The organism is Rhizobium sp. SVR5-9E, from assembly GCF_056755095.1.
The window spans coordinates 1-270 of record NZ_JBNDHS010000426.1 but is presented as its reverse complement, the minus strand read 5'-3'; the positions used below and the strand labels follow the sequence as shown (position 1 = coordinate 270).

General features: G+C 44.4%; 1 protein-coding gene. It reads left to right on the top strand.

The genetic code is table 11. The annotated features are described in order from the left end of the window. Positions 1-2: 2 nt before the first annotated feature. Positions 3-270 (top strand): Y-family DNA polymerase (locus tag ACPYOJ_RS35465; protein ID WP_481420405.1); only part of this gene is annotated, 268 nt, incomplete at its 3' end.

The following is a 270-nucleotide window of genomic DNA, read 5'->3' as shown; positions in this document are numbered from 1 at the left end:
GTATGGATTCTTCTTTTCCCCTTCGCAAAATTATTCATGTCGATATGGATGCATTCTATGCTTCTGTAGAGCAGCATGATAATCCGGCGCTGAAGGGCAAAGCGATCGCAGTCGGAGGAGAACATCGTGGCGTTGTCGCTGCAGCAAGCTATGAAGCCAGAAAATTCGGGGTACGTTCTGCTATGCCCAGTAAAACAGCCAAAGAGAAATGCCCTCACCTTATTTTTGTTTCGCCAAGATTTCAACGGTATAAAGAAATTTCAAGGAAAA